The 16,262-nt window shown below is 61.7% G+C and carries 14 protein-coding genes; 3 read left to right on the top strand and 11 right to left on the bottom strand.

The window, feature by feature from the left end; translation table 11 throughout:
• Positions 1 to 4 precede the first annotated feature (4 nt).
• Positions 5 to 850, top strand: a complete 846-nt coding sequence (locus MKZ91_RS08870) for a N5-glutamine methyltransferase family protein (protein WP_442892224.1) — start codon at positions 5 to 7, stop codon at positions 848 to 850.
• Positions 847 to 1,962 (top strand): hypothetical protein, encoded by a 1,116-nt coding sequence (locus MKZ91_RS08865; RefSeq protein WP_336170142.1) that lies wholly within the window; start codon positions 847 to 849, stop codon positions 1,960 to 1,962. The genes MKZ91_RS08870 and MKZ91_RS08865 overlap by 4 nt, the downstream gene beginning before the upstream one ends.
• Positions 1,963 to 2,071: 109 nt before the next feature.
• On the opposite strand, the gene nadE is transcribed toward MKZ91_RS08865, so the two are convergent.
• From nadE to MKZ91_RS08825, 8 genes are all read right to left on the bottom strand, one after another.
• A complete protein-coding gene (gene nadE, locus MKZ91_RS08860; protein ID WP_336170141.1) occupies positions 2,072 to 3,073 on the bottom strand; it encodes an NAD(+) synthase in 1,002 nt (333 codons plus the stop codon).
• Positions 3,070 to 4,617, bottom strand: a complete 1,548-nt coding sequence (locus tag MKZ91_RS08855; RefSeq protein WP_336170139.1) for a class I adenylate-forming enzyme family protein — start codon at positions 4,615 to 4,617, stop codon at positions 3,070 to 3,072. The genes nadE and MKZ91_RS08855 overlap by 4 nt, the downstream gene beginning before the upstream one ends.
• A gap of 21 nt (positions 4,618 to 4,638) precedes the next feature.
• Positions 4,639 to 4,905: an acyl carrier protein gene (locus MKZ91_RS08850; protein WP_336170137.1), complete on the bottom strand. Its 267-nt coding sequence runs from the start codon at positions 4,903 to 4,905 to the stop codon at positions 4,639 to 4,641.
• Between the two features lie 23 nt (positions 4,906 to 4,928).
• Positions 4,929 to 6,866: an asparagine synthase (glutamine-hydrolyzing) gene (gene asnB, locus MKZ91_RS08845; protein ID WP_336170135.1), complete on the bottom strand. Its 1,938-nt coding sequence runs from the start codon at positions 6,864 to 6,866 to the stop codon at positions 4,929 to 4,931.
• 146 nt (positions 6,867 to 7,012) lie between these two features.
• A complete protein-coding gene (locus tag MKZ91_RS08840; RefSeq protein WP_336170133.1) occupies positions 7,013 to 7,216 on the bottom strand; it encodes a hypothetical protein in 204 nt (67 codons plus the stop codon).
• Positions 7,217 to 7,478: 262 nt separating this feature from the next.
• Positions 7,479 to 8,240, bottom strand: a complete 762-nt coding sequence (locus tag MKZ91_RS08835; protein WP_336170131.1) for an FkbM family methyltransferase — start codon at positions 8,238 to 8,240, stop codon at positions 7,479 to 7,481.
• 139 nt (positions 8,241 to 8,379) lie between these two features.
• Positions 8,380 to 8,844: a cyclic nucleotide-binding domain-containing protein gene (locus tag MKZ91_RS08830; protein WP_336170128.1), complete on the bottom strand. Its 465-nt coding sequence runs from the start codon at positions 8,842 to 8,844 to the stop codon at positions 8,380 to 8,382.
• 90 nt (positions 8,845 to 8,934) lie between these two features.
• Positions 8,935 to 11,634 (bottom strand): ABC transporter transmembrane domain-containing protein, encoded by a 2,700-nt coding sequence (locus MKZ91_RS08825; RefSeq protein WP_336170127.1) that lies wholly within the window; start codon positions 11,632 to 11,634, stop codon positions 8,935 to 8,937.
• Positions 11,635 to 11,934: 300 nt separating this feature from the next.
• On the opposite strand from MKZ91_RS08825, the gene MKZ91_RS08820 reads away from it, so the two are divergent.
• Positions 11,935 to 12,609 carry a class I SAM-dependent methyltransferase gene (locus MKZ91_RS08820; RefSeq protein WP_336170125.1) on the top strand — a complete coding sequence of 225 codons (675 nt, stop codon included), beginning with the start codon at positions 11,935 to 11,937 and terminating at the stop codon, positions 12,607 to 12,609.
• Positions 12,610 to 12,645: 36 nt separating this feature from the next.
• On the opposite strand, the gene MKZ91_RS08815 is transcribed toward MKZ91_RS08820, so the two are convergent.
• Genes MKZ91_RS08815 through MKZ91_RS08805 form a run of 3 tightly spaced genes read right to left on the bottom strand, consistent with a single transcriptional unit; the run spans position 12,646 to position 16,248 of the window.
• On the bottom strand, positions 12,646 to 13,782 hold the full coding sequence (locus MKZ91_RS08815) for a glycosyltransferase family protein (protein ID WP_336170552.1): 1,137 nt from the start codon (positions 13,780 to 13,782) through the stop codon (positions 12,646 to 12,648).
• Positions 13,782 to 15,026: a glycosyltransferase family 4 protein gene (locus tag MKZ91_RS08810; protein ID WP_336170123.1), complete on the bottom strand. Its 1,245-nt coding sequence runs from the start codon at positions 15,024 to 15,026 to the stop codon at positions 13,782 to 13,784. Before MKZ91_RS08810 ends, MKZ91_RS08815 begins: the two co-directional genes overlap by 1 nt.
• Before the next feature lie 4 nt (positions 15,027 to 15,030).
• Positions 15,031 to 16,248 carry a glycosyltransferase family protein gene (locus tag MKZ91_RS08805; RefSeq protein WP_336170122.1) on the bottom strand — a complete coding sequence of 406 codons (1,218 nt, stop codon included), beginning with the start codon at positions 16,246 to 16,248 and terminating at the stop codon, positions 15,031 to 15,033.
• Positions 16,249 to 16,262: the final 14 nt, after the last annotated feature.

Below are 16,262 nucleotides of genomic sequence, written 5' to 3'. Positions count from 1 at the left end.
AGAGATGATTGCGCGGTTAACGCATGCGCCGCAATTGCATTTGAGCTTCGTTTACCCGATTACAATAGTCTGCAGCACTACGCGTCACAGAGTTATCCAGGAACTTCACCCAGGACATGAGGGAGTGGCCGTGCCGCACAACGACAATCATTCGAACGACGTGCCGGCCGGCGACCGGCCACTGCGTCTGCATCGCTTTATGGGCGTCGAGCTTGAACTTGCAGCCGATGTCCTGGTTCCACGGGAGGAGACCGAGCTGCTCGGCATGAAGGCTGTGTCGATCCTCAAGGACGGCACGGCCGCACCTGTCGTCATCGACATGTGCTGCGGCTCTGGAAATCTTGCCGTCGGTATTGCCAGCGAAGTTCCGTCCGCCCGCGTCTGGGGTGCGGACCTGACCGACAGCACCGTCGCACTCGCCCGCCGCAACGTCGAGCGTCTTGGCGTCGGCGCAAGGGTCTCCATCCGCCAGGGCGACCTTTTCGCGGCATTGGCCGACGACGGGCTCGAAGGCAGCGTCGACATGATTGTCTGCAACCCCCCCTATATCTCGACCGGACGGCTCGAGGGAGACAGGGCGCACCTGCTTGACAGCGAGCCGCGCGAAGCCTTCGACGGCGGCCCCTACGGCATATCCATCCACCAGCGGCTGATCCGGGACGCTCCTGCCTTCCTGAAACCGGGCGGTTGGCTTCTGTTCGAATTCGGCGAGGGACAGGATCGACAGGCTGCCGCACTCCTTTCCCGGGCCAAGGCCTATGAGACGGTAACGTTCGCGAACGATCGCGACGGCAAACCGCGGGTCGCTTTCGTCAAAAAAATCGACGATCGGGCTGGCGGATCCAAATGAGCGAAATCCGTTCGCTTGAACGCGCAGACATTCCGGCGATCGCAGGCATGTTCCAGCGCGTATTCCGCGACGAAAAGGGGAGAGCACCACCGACGCTCGTGGCCTATATGCAGCGGCTTTACCTCGATGCGCCGGGCTGCGACCCGGAGATCCGCCCGCTCGTGCACGTCAACGACAGGGGTGTGATCTCCGGCTTTGTCGGCGTCAATGTCCTGCCCATGGTGCTGAATGGCCGCCGGCTGCGGGCGGCGATCTGCGGCTCGCTGATGGTCGAGGACCGCGACAACGACCCACTGGCCGGCGCGCGCATCCTGAAAGCGTTCCTGGCAGGTCCGCAGGACCTGTCCTTCAGCGAGACCGCAAGCGACGTCTCCGTGCAGATGTGGACCCGGCTTCGCGGCATCGTGCTGCCGCAATACAGCCTCGACTGGGTGCGCGTCATCCAACCCGCCTCCTTCAGCCTCAGCGTGGCATCGAACCGCATCAAGCCTGCGCGGCTTGCAGCGCCCATCGCACGCACCGTCGACAGCCTCTACCGCAAACGTATGGCCCCCGGCGAACAACGCTGGTCGGCCGTGGCTGCGACCGGCACCGCCCAGTCTGGCTTTACCGCCAACGATACCGACCGCAAGGGTTTCGCCGCCGTGGTCGACCGCTTCATTGAACCGTTTCCGCTTCACCCCGACTGGGCCGAGGGGCAGCTCGACTACATCCTCGGTGACGCAGAGCAAAAGCCCGAACAGGGTGAACTTCTCTATGCCCTGGTCGCGGCGCGCACCGGTACCGTCGTCGGCGCCTTCGCCTACTATGCCAGGCCGGGCGAAATCGGACGGGTGCTGCAGGTTCTGGCGCTGCCCGGCCAGGCCGGTCCTGTCCTCGACTGCCTTGTCGATCACGCGGCGCGGCGCGGGCTTCCTGGCCTGCGCGGACGGACACAGCCGACGCTGATGGAGGCCATGCTCGGGCGCCGGATCGCCTTCGTCCACGTTGCCTCGACCGTGCTTCACTCGCGCGATCCGGCGATCGTCCAGGCCTGCCGGGACGGACAAGGTTTCTTCAACGGCCTTGCCGGGGAACACTGGTGCCGGCTGATCGCCGGCCACTTCGAGTGATGCGCTCAATCTGAACGTCGTGGAAGCAAGCCGGCAGACGCTGCTGCGGTACCCGTGCAAATCGCGGACCGGGAGCCATTTCATCCGATCCGCGAGTTGCCCCGGAACCTTAGATTTCCTCGACGGGCCGTACAAGCTGCGGCCCCAGATGCAGGTAGCGCGTCGCTTTGCGTTTCGCCGCGATATCCGCCCATACCCGTTCGACCTGAATGGGTGTGAGGCCCGCAGCGCTGGCGACGGCATCGATGTCGATGCCGTTGTTGAGCCCGTAGAGGCAGAGGTCCATGCGCGCATAGGGCAGAGAGAAGTAAAACTCTTCCTGCGTCTGCTCGAGAGAATAGGTGTCGGTCGTCGGCTGCCGGCGGCGGATCTCTTCGGGAATGCCGAGATGGGCGGCAAGTGCATAGACCTGCGACTTGTAGAGATGGGCGATCGGCTTGACGTCGGCCGCCCCATCACCGTTCTTGACGAAGAACCCCTGGTCGTATTCAAGCCTGTTCGGCGTACCGAGCACGGCAAAGTTCAGCCGGTCGGCGTGATAGTATTCGACCTGCTTGCGCGTGCGCTGCTTCATGTTGGTGGCAGCAACGATGCCGAGATAGACCGACGGCGGCATACGGTGTTTCGATTGCACGCCCTCAGGGCTCTGCACCACAAGCGACGAGATGTTGTAGCCCTCGCCTTCAAGCGCATTGGCGATCACGATCTTGGAGGCCCATCCGTCGCCGTAGTCAGGCACCAGCTCGCGAATGAAGGCATCGCGACGCTCGTAGCAGCCCATCGCCTTCAATGTCGGCCCAATGTCCTCGACGATTGCGTCCACTCCAAAGGTCTCGGCGACAAGCCGGCCATAGCGCAGGCTGTCCGGATCGGAATCGTTTTCCGGCATGAACAGGCAGAACACGTTCTTGGCACCGACGGCACGCACCGCCAGCGCAACCGAAACACTGGAATCGATGCCACCGGAAAGGCCAAGCACCAGGCCGCGCTTCTTCATCGCCCGCAGTTGCTCGCGCAGTCCGGCAACGATACGGTCCGTCTCGACGGCATTGTCGATCGTCAACGTCTCTGCTGAAAACGGATGTGCACCCTCAGTCGTTCGAATGTTCATTGTGCTGGTTCCATCGTTTCGGCCGCAAGCCGGCGGCTGACCTTACCCGTATCCGTCTTCGGGAGCTCGGTGCGGAATTCGACTATCTTCGGCACCATGAAATCTTCGAGATGCCGGCTGCAGTGGCGAATGACGTCCTTGTCGGTCAAGGTCGGATCCGAGCGCACCACCAGCGCTGCGATGGCGTGACCAAGCACCGGGTCGGCGACGCCGACGACCACAGCCTCGGCGATGCCGGGATGCGCGTGCAGCACGGTCTCGACTTCCTTCGGCGCGACTTTCTCACCACGCGTCTTGATGATGTCGTCCTTGCGCCCGACGAAGTACAGGAACCCTTCCTCATCGGTCTGGAACAGGTCGCCCGTATAGAGCACCTTTTCCCAGGGGTTCGGCCCTGGCCTGAGCATGCGCTCCGTTGCGGCATCGTTGCGCCAATAGCCCTGCATCACATGCGGCCCGCGAATGACGAGTTCACCGGGTACACCCGGGGGCACGCGCTGGCCCTCGTCATCGACGACGAAAGCTTCGGTGTTCGGGATGGCGATGCCGACGGACCCCGGACGACGATCAAGTTCCTCCGGCGGAAGATAGGTACAACGCTTGCATTCCGTCAGGCCATACATCGAGTAAAGCCGCGCGCCGGGAAAGAGCTCGCGCAACCGCGCGATATGGGGCGGCGGCAGCGCAGCGGCGGTGTTGGACAAGTAGCGCACGCTCGGCAGGAAACCCGGCTCCAATTCACGCATCTGCAGGATCATCGCCGCCATGGTCGGTACCAGCGGAAACCCGGTGACGCCTTCCTCGCGGAGGCGCTCGAAGATCGCATGCGGGAAGGCAAAGGATTTTTCGAGCACCAGCGTCGCGCCGATGCGCACGGCCATCAGCAACTGATAGAGGCCGTAGTCAAAGGCGAGCGGCAACACGTTGAGAATGATGTCGTCTGGCTGGTTGCGCAGATAAGTCGTGATCGACTCCGAGGCTGCGTCGAGGTTGCGATGGGTCATCATCACCCCCTTCGGTCGCCCGGTGGAGCCAGAGGTGTAGATCAGCATCGCCAGGTCGACATCGATGCCGCGATGCGGAACCGGCGTTGCGTCTTCCGACAGGCAGGCTTCGAAGGCCACTACCCCCTCAGGGGTGTTGCCGTTCGGCGCCGCCGTCGAGGCGATGAAAAGCCCGGTGCTTCCACTCAACTGCGCAGCCTCGGCGACAATCGGCGTCAGTTTCGCCTGGGTGAGGATCGCAACCGCCTCGCAATCGGTGATGATATAGGCGAGCTTGTCCGCCTTGGTCGACGCATTGATCGGACTGAAGGTCGCCCCGGCCTTCAGGATGGCGAAGATCGAGACCGCCGCCTCCCAGCAATTGTCCATGAAGACGAGGACGCGGTCGGCACGCTTGACGCCGGCTTTCATCAGCGCGTTGGCAAGGCGGCTCGACAGATCATCGAATTCGTCATAGCGAAGGCGTCTGCGATCGGTAACCAGCGCCGTTTTCGCACCATGCCGTGTGGCACTGCCGATAAGGAATTGCTCGAACCGCATAGGACGCCCCCTCGCGTCAGGTTAGGCCGTGGCCGGCGCTCCAGCTCTTGCCCCGATGAAGGCTGAGATGCGCGCGAGCGAATCCAGATTCGCGGGCACGATGTCGGCATCTCCCATGGTTATTCCGAACTGATCTTCGATGAAGGCGACAAGTTCGAGAACGCCGGTCGAATCGATGATGTCGTTCTCGATCAGCGACGCCGTGTCGGCGAGATCGTAGGACGTATCGCCGAACAGGAAGTTCTCGATGACAAAGGCCCTGACCTTGTCCTTGATCGTTTCCGTCATGTGGTTTCCTTTCCCAATGATATTCAGGCCGCCTCGGCGGCGCGGATGCTGGTGCCGGTAAAAGTCTTCAGCCAGAGTTGTGTCGAGAGGATGCCGACGAAGGCGGCGTTGTCGCGGAATCCGGTGACCGGCTGAGACTGGCATTTTTCGTAGAGCTTGCTCACCGCCTTGGCATTGAACAACCCATTGTCGCTGATGCTCGTCTCGCTCATGGCATCGCGGACATAGTCGAGTTGGCCAACGCCGGTGAAGGATTGGCTGTCGGGAGCACGGTAAGGCTGTTTGGTGCGCTGGCGTATGGCCACGGGCAACAGGTCCTTCGTCGCTTCCCGCAGGATGTGTTTCTCCACCAGGCCCTTGAGCTTCATTTCCGGCGGCAGGCGGGTCGCAAATTCGACGAGGCGGTGGTCGAGGAACGGGAAGCGCCCCTCGATACCATGCGCCATGGCCATGCGGTCGCCTTGGCTGGAAAGGATATAGCCTGGCAAAAGGTACCGGCTCTCAAGATATTGCGCCTGGTGCAGCGGGTGCCAGCGTGCGAAGGCGGACGGCAGTTGGCTCGCCAGATCCTCGGCCGCATCGTAGCCCTTCACCATGCCGCGCAGATCGGCCGAGAAGAAGATCTTCGTCGCCGAGGTGTTCTTGAACCGGGGGCGATGCGAAAAAAGCGGATCGTCGAGCGGCACATCGCCGGCGCCAAAGAACGCGGCAAGGTACTCGGCCGACTGCTGCTGCAGCCCCGGAAGATAGGGGTAGAGCTTGCGGAACAGATGCGGGCGCATGCGCGATCCGGGCTGTCGACCGCAGAAGCGGCGGACCCGCGACTCCTTGAAGATATCGTAGCCGGCAAAGACCTCGTCGGCCCCTTCGCCAGTTAGGACGACCTTCAGGCCGCGTTCCCGGACGAGCCCCGAAAGCTGATAAAGCGGTGCCGGCGCCGTCCGGATGATTGGACGCTCGGCAAAACGCACGACCTCAGGAAAGGCCCTGGCGATATCCCCGGTGCGGCAGGCGACCGCACTGTGGTGCGTGCCGAGAGCGTCTGCCATTTCCATCTGGAAGCTGCTCTCGTCATGTTCGACGCTATCGAAGGTGACGGAGAAGGTCCTGAGCCCCTGCGAGGTCATGCCGGCCGCGAGCGCCGAGACGATGGAACTATCGAGACCGCCGGAGAGGTAAGAGCCGACGGGAACGTCAGCGCGCATGCGGATGCGGGTCGCATCGGTAAGAAGCGCGCGCAGTTCCTCCGCAGCACTCTGTTCGTCGGCAAAGAGCGGCGGTGCATCACGATCGGGATAGTCGAGTTGCCAGTAGGGACGGACCGAAACCTTCCCTTTTTCGGCGATCATCAGATGGGCCGGTTCAAGTTCGTAGATATCGCGAAAGCCCGTCCTCGGCGGGATCGGGGCCCATAGCGTGAAGATCTGGTCGAGCGCCACCGGATCAAGTTCCGCGGAAATGCCGGGCACCTGAAGCAGAGCCTTGATCTCGGAGGCAAAGTACAGCGTGCCGCCGTGGGTGGTATAGAACAGTGGGCGTACGCCCATCCGGTCGCGCGCAAGCATCATCCGCTGGCGGCGCCGATCCCAGATGGCGAAGGAAAAGTCGCCATTGAGAACCGACAGGCACTCCTCGCCCATCACCTCATAGAGATGCAGGATCACCTCGGTGTCGCTGGACGTACGGAACTGCCGGCCCTTGGCACGCAGTTCTTCGCGCAACTCGACGTAATTGAAGATTTCGCCGTTGAAGGCGATCGTCAGGTCGCCCGTCGCGTCCGACATCGGCTGTTGGCCGTCGCCGAGGCCGACGATCGACAACCGGGCGTGGCCAAGCCCTACCTCCGGCGCGACAAAGACGCCGTGCTCGTCTGGCCCGCGATGGGCAATGGCAGAGATCATCCGTCCGAGAAGCGTTTCCGCGTCGGCGACTGGCCCGAAATAACCACCGTAACCGCACATGCCCAGCTACTTTCACATCAGACGATCACGGGGGGAGCATAGTCCGCAGGCAAAAATCATGGGTTAATCTCCGGCATTTTCTAGTTGTATGGTAAATGCCACCGATTGAGCACCAAGGGCGCGACCGGAAGCACGGAGATGTACTTTTATTGTTCTGCAACACTTCTTTTGAAAACCATTTTAAACATCAAATACAAGACCAGGACCGGCCAAAAAAGGCAGACCAGAAGCCCGGCAAAACGATAAAGGTTCCAGGAGGCGCGCGCCTGCGCACCTTCGAGAAAGGTCATCGACATCAGGAACAATGCGGTTAGGCAATAGGCGGCACTGGCAACGTATACCCAGGACATGCGGTCGCCCTCACGACACAACACCAATCAAAACCAATTCAAAACCAAAAATTACATAAAACTATTCATACCACTGGAAGTAATATCTTTACACGAAGAATTAACTTTGCCTCCAGGATGGTTAATTGTAGCGGACAGCGCCCGTCGGTCAAGACCGATCCTTAAGCAAACCCTCACATACAGCAAACGCCCCGCGCGTGCCCCTTCCCGCAACGGCGACGTCGCCCAAGGCCGGGGGCGCATTTCAGGTTTAGGGCACCCCTTAGCGGTTGCGGTCTCTTGCAACAAACAGCAGATCGAAACCGCGGAATTCTCGGCGTGCGATCGACCTGCTCAATGCGGTCCAGAGCGCGGACGGATTGTCGAGGCGAAAGCCGCGAAGGCTCCGGATCAGTCGAAGGGTTGCAACGACGGTGCGGGCCGCCCGCGAAACGCGGGACCCGGACAACGAGGCAAAGAGGATCTGCGGATGGACCGCAAGAAGAACACCCGCAGTGCGTCGCGGGTCTATGGTGCCGAACTGGTCGAGAGCGCGATACTCGTACCCCTCGATGTCGATCTTGAAACAGAGCCGCTCGGTTCGCGCCATGGCCTGAAGCTGCGCAATGGTCACGGTCTGCGCACGGATTGCCTCTCCGTCGTCATCAGCGATCAGGGCCGACGTTTCCGAGCTGCCGAAGCCACCGCCGACCGAATGCAGCACCAGCACCTCGTCCTCAGAGAGCGCTGCGTTGATGACGTGCACCTCGCCCCTGTTTTGCGGCTGCATCTCCTTGAGGATGCCGAAGCAGACGGGGTCGGGCTCGACGGTGATGACGTTGTCGGCAATCTGCGCCGCCCAATAGGGCGTCACCCCGATCCAGCCGCCGATATCAATGAAGGTTGTCTCACGATCGACCAGACGTTCGATGTTCTGGAACGTACAGGGTTCCCAGTCGCCATTCTGCAGCCGCGCGAAAAAGCGCTTCTTCTCCGGCTTGTCGGGAAACTGAACAGTCTTGCGGAAATAGGTTATCGAACGCATGGCGTTTCTCTAGCCGATATCCCCGCAAAGCGGAATCGTTTTTGCGAAGGGCTCGCTGCTTGAAGCGGATAGCTCGCGCACTCGCCCTTTGCGTGTATCGAGATGAAACGGCTGAATGCGTGACGAGGCTGTGATTGCTTCAGGCGTCCACTGGTTCCAGGCGGCCCCGGGCTTCGCTAAGCTCGGCCGTGGTTTGCGCAAGGCGGTCGGCAAGTACACGCATGATTTCCACGGCCATCTCCGGAAAGTCAGCCAGGAGTTTCAGAAAGTCGTCCTTGCGGATGCGCAATGCCTCAAGCGGTGTCATTGTGCGCACGGTTGCCGTGCGCGGCGTGTTACAGAGAATGGCAATTTCACCGACGATCGAGTTTTGTTCGAACTCGGCAATCTTGAACGGGCCGCCAGCCGTGTTGATGAGCACCTCTGCCTTGCCGGAGAGAATGACATAGGCAGCATCGCCGATGTCACCCTGGTGGAACAAAGCGTCACCTGCGTTGTACATGACCCTGTCGGATGTGAAGGCAAGAAGTTTCAGCTTTGCCGGCGGCAATCCCGAAAACAGGGTAATTCGGCGCAGCATTTCAACTTCGTCTTTGAGCAACATCACAATCCGTGTCTCCGAGTTCCCGTCGGGAGCAGTCCGCCTCCCGCATCGGGCGGGACCATATGCTCGTGGTCTGACATTAATATTACATCAAGATGCCATTTCCTTATAGTCGGGTCCTTCATCCACCGTGGCGTCGACACTGCTGTCGTTGATCAGGCGCCCGTTCTCAAATTTCGCAACGCGATCGAACAGATCCGTCAGCGCGGGATTGGCGACAACCCAGACGATTGCCGGGTCGCGCCCGCCTTGCTCGAGCATGGCAAAGACGTTGCGGACAACCTGCTCCTGAACGCGCTGGTCCAGCGCCAGCAGCGGCTGGTTGAAGATGTAGAAGTCGCAGCTGCGGATGAGTGCCCGCGCAAGATCGAGCTTCTGCCGCTGTCCCGCCGTGAGGCGCTTGCCGCCGGCGCCGACATTGTAGCCAAAACCGAAGGCGAGCACTTCGTTGTAAAGACCGCCGGCTTCGAACAGGTCACGCACGATTGCCCGGATTTTTTCCGAACCGTCGGCATGCTTGTGCCCGATGCGCCCGAAGAGCACGTTATCGATGATGCTACCGGATGCGATGTAGCGGTTGGGACGATAGTGTTCGATCATACCGGCGAGATCGGCAGGCAGCCCTTCGTCAAACTCGCGCCGCGCGGCAACGATCTTCGCCATCACCTCGTCTGTCAGCAAGCCGAAACGGTGCCGCGGCTCGATGTAATCGAAGCACAGCCTGAGCACCTTGATCTGGTCGTCTTCGGAAACCTCGCCCTTACCGCGCGTACGCACCTTCTGGAGGATCGCCTCATAGACGGGAATTTCCTCGGCCGTCATGAAGGTCAACTGCTGGAAGAACGGGTGGTCCGGAGGCAGGTCGCGGAACAGTTCGACGACGTTCTCCGCGATCTCGAGGCCCATATCGTAGAAGGTCTCCCTCAGCCCGACCCGCTGCAGGATCGTCTTGAAGAACGGATGGTGCTCGAGCGCGTTCTCCCACATCGCCTGGTCGGTGATGGTCCCGAACAGCATGTTTTCGCCGATGGTGGCTTCGATGTTGTAGGCCCCTGGTTCGAAGAACACCACGAGATCGCTGAGCTTTTCGCTTTCAAGCCTCTGCCTGAGCGCGCTGCGCATGTCGACGATACGGGCGGCGAAATCGGCATGCCGATTGGCATCGATCGTCGAGCGGACGGCAAGCGCCATCACGTCGTTGGTCAAAAGCACCGCGTCGAGCACCGGCCTGATCTGGACCAGCAGATCCTCCGGTCCGGTCGCACCGGCGGCGCGATAGTCGACCCAGTCACTGTTGACGTCGAGATGCGGATTGCCGGCAAGCCGCGCTTCGGTCACTTCCCATTTGCGGTGCGAAGCACGCTCTCCCTCGTAGACGAGTTCCGTCAACGGCGCATGCTTCAGTCCGTAGAGGATGTTGTCGCCAAGGCTGCCCTGGAACATGTAGACGTCGGACGAGGCATAGGCGACCCGGCGTCCGGTCACCGATTCCGGTATCTCCAGGATATCCTGCCCGCCGATCGTCACCTTGCCACTCGCTGGCCACACGAGCCTGCCGAACGCCTCGGCGAGCACTTCACCGCCCGTGAGCGCCACCTTCTCTCCCGGCTGCACCTGAAGCGACACATGGTCGAGCACAGTCACGCCGCCATCGTCGGTCACGGTCAGGTTCACCGCCGCCAGCGGACCCGTCAGCGGTTCGGCCGATCCCGTCGTTACGGCCTGCACCTGCGGATCGAGCAGCGGTTCGATGCTGAACTGCTCGACCACCTGGGCATACTTGACCTGGACATCCTGGCGCGCCTGATCCCAATCGATCAGTTCCTTCAGCGGGCCTGGCAAGTCCTTGTAGGCGCCGATGACAGCCACGAGCTGGCCGATATCGAGGCGCCCCTGCAGTGCGAAGTAGCCGCCGATTGCGTAGAACAGGAACGGTGTGACCTGCGCCAGGAAGTTGTTGATGAACTTGACCAGGAATTTCCACTGGTAAAGATCATAGCGGATCTTGAAGATACGACCGAGGCGCGCGGCGATGTCGGCGCGCTCATAGTTTGAGGTATCGTGCCCGCGAATGGCACCGATACCGTCGACGATTTCGCTGACGCGGCCGGAGAGTTCACGTGCCGTCAGCTGCCGTTCGCGCCCGAGCACCAGCAGTCTCTTGCGCATGCGCGGAATGATGATCGCCTGCACGGCAACGATCAACGTCGCGATCAGGCCGAGCCAGAAGCTCTGCAGCAGGATGAACACCAGCGCTGTCAGCGCCTGGCCGCCGAGCAGCGCCGGAGAGACGAAGGCGTCGCCGGTAAAGCCGCCGAGCGGCTCCACCTCGTCCTTGATCATCGTGGCGATTTCGGCCGGCTTCACCCGCTTGAAATGCGTGGGCGGAAACCGCAGGACGCGATCGACGAGTTCGAAGCGGATGCGCCGCAACAGGCGCTCGCCGAGGCGGCCCTTGAAGGTGTTGATGTAGAACTTGAACAGGCCGTTGACGACCACAAGCAGCAGGAACACCAGGCTCAGGGCAAGCAGCATGCCTTCGCGACCGAGCTGGAAGCCGTCAAAGATGTTGAGTGTGCCGAAATATGGCAGGTCGAAGGAGATCGACAAGAAAGCTTGTGTGGCCTCCGGACTGTCGAAGCCGTCACCCTGGATCGGTCCGTTGACGATCTGCTTCGGCAGGTCGAAGGACAGGAAATAGGGGATCATCGACAGCGCGACGACCACCAGGATCCAAAGCTGATCCTTGCGCGTGTGGGTCCAAATGTAGCGGGAAAGGCGTGGTTCCATGTCTTTGGCAATAGGACCTTATTGAACACGTTTATTGTGGTGGTCTGGGCTGCCGCTGCCCTGGCCGCGCATCATTCTTCGGCGACGCCTCCGCGCAAACACCCGTGTGTGCTCGATCACGAAGAGACGCCCGCGTAATCCGCCGGCGCCGAATCCGGTGGATCGATTATGCAGGAGCGAGGAAAATCTGCAATGGACGCCACTGCCGCCCGGTAGCTTACAGAGCAACTGCAGAGACCGATGTTCCCTAAGGCACACGCTGTTATTGCACTCGCTCGGCCACCAGCTTAAAACGACCGCATGAAACACACCAGCCACCACCCTTCCGAAGCCGGCGATTGGTACGAGCATGCCTTTGATCTGACACGTGGTATTGCCGCCTACACCCGGAGCCCCTTGATCGAGGGCATCTCCCGGGTGATCGCCAAGCACCCCGATGCTCACATCGCCAATGCCTTCAATCACAAGCAGGTCGCCTGCAAGCTCTGGGCGCGCGACACGCTCCTTTCGGCAGCGGGTCCCGCATACTCCAGGATCGCCATTCTCGGCGGTTGGTACGGCATTTTGGGGGCAATGCTGCTCGAGGATTCCCGCTTCAAGGTTGCCGCGGTCGACAGTTTCGACATCGACCCGGATGTCGAGGCGGTGGCGTGCACCCTGAATGCCGCCTTCGCCGACAGGTTTCGCGCCGTGACAGCCGACATGTACGCCATCGACTACGCGGCACTTCAGGCTGACCTGCTGGTCAACACGAGCTGCGAACATATCGCCGACCTGCGATCGTGGCTCGACCTCGTTCCGACCGGCACGCGCGTGCTTTTGCAATCCAACGACTATTTCAGCGAACCGACGCACATCAATTGCGTGGCCTCGGTCGAGGACTTTGTGAACCAGGCCGCCCTGACCACGCTCGATTTCGCCGGCTCCCTGCCGACGAAAAAATACACGCGCTTCATGCTCATCGGAACGGTCTGAACACCACCGAACGCCCTCGCCACGCCGTCGCCTTGCTCACGGCAAAGCGCGGCGCGCGAGGATTTCGGCGGTCTTTGTCGCCCCATCGAGGTCGAGTGGCGGGATCAGCGGTTTTGCCCGCTTGAGCATCGCCTCGACGTCGCGCGCCAGCCGTTCGGGTGTCACCTCTGCCTCCGGCAGCACACCGGCAAGCCCGAGCTTTTCCAGCCGTGCCGCACGGGTCGATTGCTCGGTCTCGCCACCGGCCGTAAACGGAATGAGCAAGGAGGCACAGCCAGCGCGGATGATGTCGCAGACCGTGTTGTAGCCGGCTTGGGACACGGAAAGCCGCGTTCCAGCCAGAAGGCTCGCAAAATCCTTGCGGAAGCGGAACAGATGCACGTTGGCGGGCGCTGCCGCCGAAAAGGCGTCATAGTCCTGCTGCGGCAGGTTCGGCCCGGTGATCAGGCACCATTGCAGATCGCTCGGCAGCAAGCCCGCAGCCTCAAGTGCTGCACCGATCAGTTCCTTTCCGACTGCACCGCCACCGGCCGAAACCAGAACATCGAACCTCTGCGAAGGTGGCTCCGGCGGCAGCCCCGCCACCAGACCGGTATAGGCAACCTTGTCCTCGATCTCGGCCGCGAACGGATAGGTTTCCTCAAGCCGCGCGAAGGCGGGATCCCCGTGCACCAGCACGAGATCGAAGTGCTCCTTGACCACCTCGAGGGTCTCCTCGGCGCGGCCCGGTTTCGTCCGCTCCTGCAGGATGTCGCGCAGCGATGCGGCAACGAGCGGCCGCGGGCTCTTGCCCGCAATCACGTCGAGCAGCGGCATCAGTTCGAAACGCATCTGGCGCCGGCCGAAGGGGAAGGCTTCGAAGATGACGATATCCGGATCGCAGGCAAGGTAAGCCTTAATCAGCAGATCGCGGCGCTTGTCCTTGAAGGCATCGCTCACTGGTTTTCCGTCGCTGTCGGCAAGACCCGAAAAGCCCTTGTCCCCCGCAAGCACCGGCGGCAGGGCTACGTGTTTCACGTCCGCAGCCGGAAAACCCGGCACCGGGCTGCCGCCCGTCACCACCGTCACCTCGAACCCACTGGCCGCAAGCGCGCTTGCAATCCGGCTCGCGCGGGCCAGGTGACCGATGCCGAGCAGGTGCTGCACATAAAAAAATACGCGACGTCTACGCATCATGCGGCTTTCCATTCGCTGGCAAAAAGGCCGGCCAGCTGATCGATGCTGGCGTGATGATCGAAATGCTCGCGAACCTTGCGTTCCGCCGCATCGCCCAGTCGCTGGCGAAGCGCAGGGTTGCGGATCAGTTCCTCGAGCGCTCGGGCAAATGCCTGCGGATCTTCGGATGGAACGACGCGACCGTTTTCACCGTCGGAAAGGAGTTCCGGTACACCGGAAATGGCCGTCGAGATGCAGGCCAGCCGCTGGCTCGACGCTTCGACCAGCACGTTCGGGAGACCGTCACGATCACCATCCGCCGTCACTCGGCAAGCCAGCGCGAAGATGTCGCTGGAACGGTAGTGCGCAAGCACGTCCGTCTGGTCAAGCGCCCCCTTCCAGGCGACCCGGTCGGCAATGCCAAGCTCGATTGCCAGCGCCTTCAGCTTTTCGGTGAGGTCGCCGGCGCCGATATGCTCGAACCGCCAATGGAGCTCCGCCGGCAGCATTGCCAACGCGCGCAGCAGAACGTCGTATCCCTTCTTGCCGACGGCACGGCCGACACTGACGATCTGCACCGGCGCAGCCGGATCGGACCCATCGCGATCGGAGTGTTTGCCCGCGAACCGCGGGAAACGGTCAAGATCGAGGCCGTGGTAGCTGAGGTGAACCCTCGCCTTCTCGTTCGTCAGGCTCCTCAGGTGTTCGTAACCCATGCGCGTGCAGGTCACAGTCCAGCGAGCGCGGCCGAGCTTTTCGGAAAGCTCCCAGTCGGGCGACGTCCAGATGTCCTTTGCATGGGCAGAACAGGTCCAGGGTATGCCGGCAATAACGCTGGCATAGGCGGTCACCGATGCCGGTGTGTGGATGAAGTGCGCATGCAGCCAGCCCGGGTCGCCCGGCCATTCCGCAGCCAGCACCGCGGCCTGCCCGAATCGCCGGAAGCGGTTGCGACTGAAATCGCGGCGCAGATCCCGCGCAAAGAGCTTGAGTGCTGGCCAGAATCCGGCCTTCGGCAGCGAGCGCATGAGGCCGCGCAGCACCCTGAGCGGCTCCTCGTGCAGATACTCGGGAAGATAGTGGACCTCGGCGCGGATCTCGTCGTGAACGGGATGGCGCTTGGCGTCGGTCGGGCGGCGGAGCGCTATCAGCACCAGGTCCAGTCCTGCCCGTTCAAGGCCAAGCAGTTCCTGCGCGATGAAGGTTTCCGAAAGACGCGGATATCCCTTCAGCACGACGGCAATCTTGCGGTCTGTCTGCACTATTTCAGCTCGATTTCTTCACGATGTTCAGATGCTCGCCCGACGGCCGGTCGAGCCATCTGCCGACGATTTCGGAGATATGAACGAGCCCTTCCAGCCGCAGGCCATTGGCACTGCTCTTGGATGGCGGCGCCCGATAGGGCAGCGCCTTGAGCGCTGCAGCCAACCGCGACGGGTCTTCGGCCTCGTTGGGCAGCAACATCTCGACCAGCCCGAGTTCCGCCGCCCGGCGGGCCCGGATCAGTTGCTCCTCGCGCGGCTGGATCCGCGGCACGATCAGCGCCGGCTTGTCGAACGACAGGATTTCGCAATAGGTGTTGTAACCGCCCATGGCGACGACGCCCTTCGCGCCGGCGATCAGCTCTTCCATGCGATTGTCGAATTCGATGATCTTTATATGCGGGATCTTGCTGCCCTTGCGGATCAGCTTCTCCCGCTTCTTGACCGGCATATAGGGCCCGAGAACGATCAGCGCCTTGTGGGTGAGCTCCGGGTCCTGCTGGTAGGCGTGAATGACGTCGTGGATCATATCCGCGCCGTCGCCGCCGCCCCCTGTGGTCACCAGGATATAGTCGCCCTGCGGCTTGTGGTTGGGCAGCTCCTCACGGGGGACGCTGCGCTGCAGGAAGCCGACGAAATTCATCCGGTCGCGCACGGCCGGAGGCACCTCCAGCTCGGTCAGGGGGTCGTAGAAATCCGGCGGGCCATAGACCCAGATCGTATCGTAGTACTGCTCGATCTTGCGCATCGTGTCGCGCCGCTTCCATTCGGCCTCGAGCAGATGCGGCGCATCCATGACCTCACGCAAGCCCAGAACCAATGTCGTGCCGTGGGCTTTGAGATAGGTGAGCGTCTCTTCCACCTCCCCGCGCAGGCCCATCGGCTCCTTGTCGACGATAAAGATGTCGGGCTTGAAGGTTTCAGCCGTGTGGCGAATGATCGCCTGGCGCATCTTCAGCGTCTCATCCAGCTCGATGTGACGGTCGAGCGAGGTGTAGTCGCCATTGTGCAGCTTGATGACGCTCGGGATTTTGACGAAATCGACGCGCGCACGATAGTCGAAGGCGCCGGCGATCGTCGCCCCGGAAATGATCAGGATGTTCAAGCCGCGATAGTCTTCCACCAGCGAATGCGCAATCGTGCGACAACGCCTGAGGTGTCCGAGCCCGAACGTGTCATGGCTATACATGAGGATCCGGGCATCTTCGAAGCGCCGCATCATGCAAGGAACCTTTC

It is taken from the genome of Ensifer sp. MJa1, assembly GCF_037026475.1.
In the GTDB taxonomy this organism is placed as follows: Bacteria; Pseudomonadota; Alphaproteobacteria; order Rhizobiales; family Rhizobiaceae; genus Ensifer.
Note: the sequence above shows the minus strand (reverse complement) of the source record. Positions and strands in the feature narration are given on the sequence as shown.

Excerpts from the sequence above, each read along its gene's own strand:
- MKZ91_RS08870 (WP_442892224.1), top strand. The coding sequence starts at position 5 with ATGATTGCGCGGTTAACGCATGCGCCGCAATTGCATTTGAGCTTCGTT.
- MKZ91_RS08865 (WP_336170142.1), top strand. The coding sequence starts at position 847 with ATGAGCGAAATCCGTTCGCTTGAACGCGCAGACATTCCGGCGATCGCA.
- nadE (WP_336170141.1), bottom strand. The coding sequence starts at position 3,073 with ATGAACATTCGAACGACTGAGGGTGCACATCCGTTTTCAGCAGAGACG.
- MKZ91_RS08855 (WP_336170139.1), bottom strand. The coding sequence starts at position 4,617 with ATGCGGTTCGAGCAATTCCTTATCGGCAGTGCCACACGGCATGGTGCG.
- MKZ91_RS08850 (WP_336170137.1), bottom strand. The coding sequence starts at position 4,905 with ATGACGGAAACGATCAAGGACAAGGTCAGGGCCTTTGTCATCGAGAAC.
- asnB (WP_336170135.1), bottom strand. The coding sequence starts at position 6,866 with ATGTGCGGTTACGGTGGTTATTTCGGGCCAGTCGCCGACGCGGAAACG.
- MKZ91_RS08840 (WP_336170133.1), bottom strand. The coding sequence starts at position 7,216 with ATGTCCTGGGTATACGTTGCCAGTGCCGCCTATTGCCTAACCGCATTG.
- MKZ91_RS08835 (WP_336170131.1), bottom strand. The coding sequence starts at position 8,240 with ATGCGTTCGATAACCTATTTCCGCAAGACTGTTCAGTTTCCCGACAAG.
- MKZ91_RS08830 (WP_336170128.1), bottom strand. The coding sequence starts at position 8,844 with ATGTTGCTCAAAGACGAAGTTGAAATGCTGCGCCGAATTACCCTGTTT.
- MKZ91_RS08825 (WP_336170127.1), bottom strand. The coding sequence starts at position 11,634 with ATGGAACCACGCCTTTCCCGCTACATTTGGACCCACACGCGCAAGGAT.
- MKZ91_RS08820 (WP_336170125.1), top strand. The coding sequence starts at position 11,935 with ATGAAACACACCAGCCACCACCCTTCCGAAGCCGGCGATTGGTACGAG.
- MKZ91_RS08815 (WP_336170552.1), bottom strand. The coding sequence starts at position 13,782 with ATGCGTAGACGTCGCGTATTTTTTTATGTGCAGCACCTGCTCGGCATC.
- MKZ91_RS08805 (WP_336170122.1), bottom strand. The coding sequence starts at position 16,248 with ATGATGCGGCGCTTCGAAGATGCCCGGATCCTCATGTATAGCCATGAC.